Raw genomic sequence first — 3740 nt, 5'->3', positions numbered from 1 at the left:
TTTCATGCGGACCAGGTCGACGATGCCCTTCAGGCTCGCTTCTGAGCCGATCGGCAGCTGGATCGGCACGGCCTTGACGCCCAGGCGTTCGCGGATGGTGCGCAGGCACATTTCGAAGTCGGCGCCGATCTTGTCCATCTTATTGACGAACACGATCCGCGGGACGTTGTAGCGGTCGGCCTGGCGCCAGACGGTTTCGGTCTGGGGTTCGACGCCCTGATTGCCGTCGAGCACGGCGACGGCGCCGTCCAGCACGCGCAGCGAACGCTCCACCTCGATGGTGAAATCGACGTGCCCGGGCGTGTCGATGATGTTCAGGCGCTTGCCGTTCCAGATTGCGGTCGTCGCGGCTGACGTGATGGTGATGCCGCGCTCCTGCTCCTGCTCCATCCAGTCCATGGTGGCCGCGCCGTCGTGGACCTCGCCGATCTTATGGCTCTTGCCCGTGTAATAGAGAATCCGCTCCGTCGTCGTCGTCTTGCCCGCATCGATGTGGGCCATGATTCCGAAGTTGCGGTAGTCTTCGATTTTGTGAGCGCGGGGCATGACAATAGCTCTGGGAAATAGGCGGTTCGTAGGGGCCTGAACGAACGGCGCGGGCGGTTTAGCTCAAACCGCCCGCGCCGGAAAGCTCAGTCTATGTGGGCTTACCAGCGGTAGTGCGAGAACGCCCGGTTGGCCTCGGCCATCTTGTGGGTGTCCTCGCGCTTCTTCACCGCGGCGCCGCGGTTGGAAGAAGCATCGAGCAACTCGCCAGCCAGCTTTTCGGTCATGGTGTTTTCACCCCGGTTGCGGGCGGCTGTGACGATCCAGCGGATCGCCAGCGCGCGGCGGCGGTCGGGACGGACTTCCATCGGCACCTGGTAGGTGGCGCCGCCGACCCGGCGGGACTTCACTTCGATGGCGGGCGAGACGTTCTCGAGAGCCGAGTGGAAGGTTTCCAGGGGACCCTGGTCCTTGCGCTTGGCCTCCAGGATATCGAAGGCGCCGTAGAGGATGTTCTCGGCGACAGCCTTCTTACCTTCGTACATCACGTAGTTCATGAACTTGGTGACGATCAGGTCCCCGAACTTCGGGTCCGGCAGGACTTGGCGTTTCTCGGCGCGACGGCGGCGGGACATACTTCTTCTTCCTTACTTCGGACGCTTGGCGCCGTAGAGCGAACGGCGCTGGCGGCGATCCTTGACGCCTTGCGTGTCGAGCACGCCGCGCAGGATGTGATAGCGGACGCCGGGAAGGTCCTTCACACGGCCGCCGCGGATCAGCACCACCGAGTGCTCCTGGAGGTTGTGGCCTTCGCCGGGAATGTAGCACACCGCCTCGATGCCCGTGGTCAGGCGCACCTTGGCGACCTTCCGCAGGGCGGAGTTCGGCTTCTTCGGGGTCGTCGTATAGACCCGGGTGCAGACGCCGCGGCGCTGCGGGCAGCCCTTCAGGGCCGGGACCTTGTTCCGCGACGGCTTGTCTTGCCGCGGCTTGCGGATGAGCTGGTTGACTGTGGGCATCTAATCTCGCTTGCGTGGAGGCGTGTGCCGTTTGGCCGAAGCGCCTCAGTTAAGGTCCTGGTTATCGGGTTTCCGAAACCGCCCGCTGAACGCAAAAACCCGCCGGAACGCGACTATCGTGCGTGCCGACGGAAGAGGTTCATCGGGACAGGGACGAATCCCGGCCTCGAAAGAGCGCGCTACATAGTCGGGAAGCGCCCGCCCGTCAACGTTTGCAGGGCCCCGTCAACCGCACGGCGCACCCGTACGCGTCACGCCACGAAATTGCCGCGGATCAACCGCCCCTTACGGCAAAGCTGGCAGGGGCGCTGACACTCAATGCCGACGGCGAGGCGGCGCCGAACCTCCTGGGCTATCGCAGCTTCAGCCATCGCGCATCTGGCCGTGCTGGTCGTGGCGCTTCTGCAAAAGCCGATGCTGCCCCTCCCCCCCGCCGAGTTCGCTGGGCCGCCGCAGGCCGTTATCCCGATCCTGCTCCTTCCGAGAGCGCCGGCCCGGACCGCGGGTGGGCCACCGCAGCCGGGCGAGCTTCGCCTGCATCGCCGCCCCCAGCGCCCCATCAAAGGCGCCCTCCCCGTGGCGCCGCTGCCCGCCGCCCCCACACCGACCAAGCCTGCCGAGCGGGCGGCGGCGCCCGCCTCGGGCCCCGCAGGACAGGCGCCGGGCGCATCGGGCGGCCCGGACCTCAGCCTTGCGCTGCGCCATGGGGCGGCAGGTTGCGCCAACGCCGGCCTGGTCGGGATGAGCCGCACGGAGCGGGAACGCTGCGACGAACGGCTCGGGCGCGCCATGGCCTCAGCCCCCTACCTGCCGGCCGCGATCGAACCTCGCGTCCGCGCCTACTACGACGCCGTCGCCGAGGCGAAGAAGCCGGATCCTCAACCGGTCCATCCAGCGCTCGAGGGCGGCTTTGGGCCAGCTCAGATGGATAGGGCCTTTGGGCTCCCTGACGCACGAGGCGCCAACGGCCATGGCCCGGCCGTCGGGTGCCGGGTACAATTCGGCGCAGGGAAGAAGCCCAACGACCTTCCGAATGCTTTAAAGCTGGGCCCCTGTTACATCGAGCCGCCCAAGGGGCCGTTGACGCCGGAGGTCGACATTCCGATCCCTTAGGACCACGGGTGCGCCGCCACGAAATCGCCGCCGCGGCGCTTACCTCTAGGATCAAGCTGAACAGGGACGACTGCGAGGATGATGGCGGCCAAGCGACGCCGAACGATCTGGGCCGTCGCGGCCTCAATTACCGCGCACCTGGCGGTGATCCTCATCGTGGCCGCTCAGCGGCCGATACTGATGATGCCGCCGGAAGATCTCGGTCCGCCGTCGCCGATCATCCCGATCCTGATCCTGCCGAAGACACCGCCTCCGGCCACCGGCCGGCCGGCCCCGATCAACCCGATCCGTCTGCACCGCCGGCCGCAGCGCTTCATTCCGCCCGAAGCGCCGACTGCGCCAATCGCCCCGCCCACGCCGGCCCCTGCCCCACCGGCCCAGCCGTCGCGCGCGCCACCCGCGCTTCATCCCGCGCCGCAGCCGGAGGGCCCCAAGGGCGACGTGAGGACCGCGCTTCGGCATAGCGAGGTTGGCTGCGCCAACCGGGAGGCCGTTGGGCTGAACGGCGCCGAGCGCGACCTCTGCGACGAGAAGTTCGGCAAAGGCGCCAAGACGGCGCCGTTCCTCGGTCTCGGCCTTGCCGCCGATAAGCAGCGCGCGCTCGACGCAACGGCTGCGCAGCGGGAAGCCGACTACAAGTACAAGCACGGCAACAGCGTGCCGAGCGCCACCCTCGGCGGGACCGGCGCCAGCGCCGAAGACATCGCCAAGGGGACCGGCAACGACAAGCCCGTCGCCAAGGTGCCGTTCTAGAGCCTCGGCGCTCGGGAGGCGGCGGTCGAGGTTGATCGTCTTCGCGCAAACCAAAACGGCCCGGGATCGCTCCCGGGCCGTTCGGTACGCTTAGGCTGGAAGCCTTTAGGACTCGACCTTCTCGGCTTCCGCATCAGCCGCGATCACGTCCGGAAGCGGCTCCATGGCCTCTTCGCGGCTGGCGGTCAGCGCCTCGTCGCGCTTTGCAGCGATGCGCTGAAGGTTGCGCAGGTAAGAGCCCGTGCCCGCCGGGATCAGGCGGCCCACGATCACGTTCTCCTTCAGCCCTTCCAGGGTGTCGATCTTGCCCTGGACGGAGGCCTCGGTGAGCACGCGGGTGGTCTCCTGGAACGACGCGGCCGAGATGAA

The 3740-nt window shown here is 67.4% G+C and carries 6 protein-coding genes; 2 read left to right on the top strand and 4 right to left on the bottom strand.

Annotated features, from left to right (window positions below; genetic code table 11):
- The 3 genes from VGI62_RS12460 to rpsL all read right to left on the bottom strand — a co-directional run.
- Positions 1–546, bottom strand: a 546-nt coding sequence (locus tag VGI62_RS12460; protein ID WP_331504815.1) for a GTP-binding protein, incomplete at its 3' end; no start/stop codon positions are given.
- 101 nt (positions 547–647) lie between these two features.
- Positions 648–1121, bottom strand: coding sequence for a 30S ribosomal protein S7 (gene rpsG, locus VGI62_RS12455; protein WP_331504814.1), 474 nt, complete (start codon positions 1119–1121; stop codon positions 648–650).
- A 12-nt stretch (positions 1122–1133) separates the two neighbouring features.
- Complete coding sequence (rpsL, locus tag VGI62_RS12450; protein ID WP_293345753.1) at positions 1134–1505, bottom strand: 30S ribosomal protein S12; 372 nt, start codon at positions 1503–1505, stop codon at positions 1134–1136.
- Between the two features lie 318 nt (positions 1506–1823).
- Between rpsL and VGI62_RS12445 the strand changes: the two genes are divergently transcribed.
- On the top strand, positions 1824–2618 hold the full coding sequence (locus VGI62_RS12445) for a hypothetical protein (protein WP_331504813.1): 795 nt from the start codon (positions 1824–1826) through the stop codon (positions 2616–2618).
- A gap of 81 nt (positions 2619–2699) precedes the next feature.
- A complete protein-coding gene (locus tag VGI62_RS12440; RefSeq protein ID WP_331504812.1) occupies positions 2700–3371 on the top strand; it encodes a hypothetical protein in 672 nt (223 codons plus the stop codon).
- Between the two features lie 105 nt (positions 3372–3476).
- Here the strand turns inward: VGI62_RS12440 and VGI62_RS12435 are convergent.
- Positions 3477–3740: hypothetical protein (locus tag VGI62_RS12435; RefSeq protein WP_331504811.1), on the bottom strand; the 264-nt coding region annotated here is incomplete at its 5' end.

Source organism: Phenylobacterium sp. (assembly GCF_036495085.1).
GTDB lineage: Bacteria > Pseudomonadota > Alphaproteobacteria > Caulobacterales > Caulobacteraceae > Phenylobacterium.
This window is presented reverse-complemented; position numbering and strand designations above follow the sequence as displayed.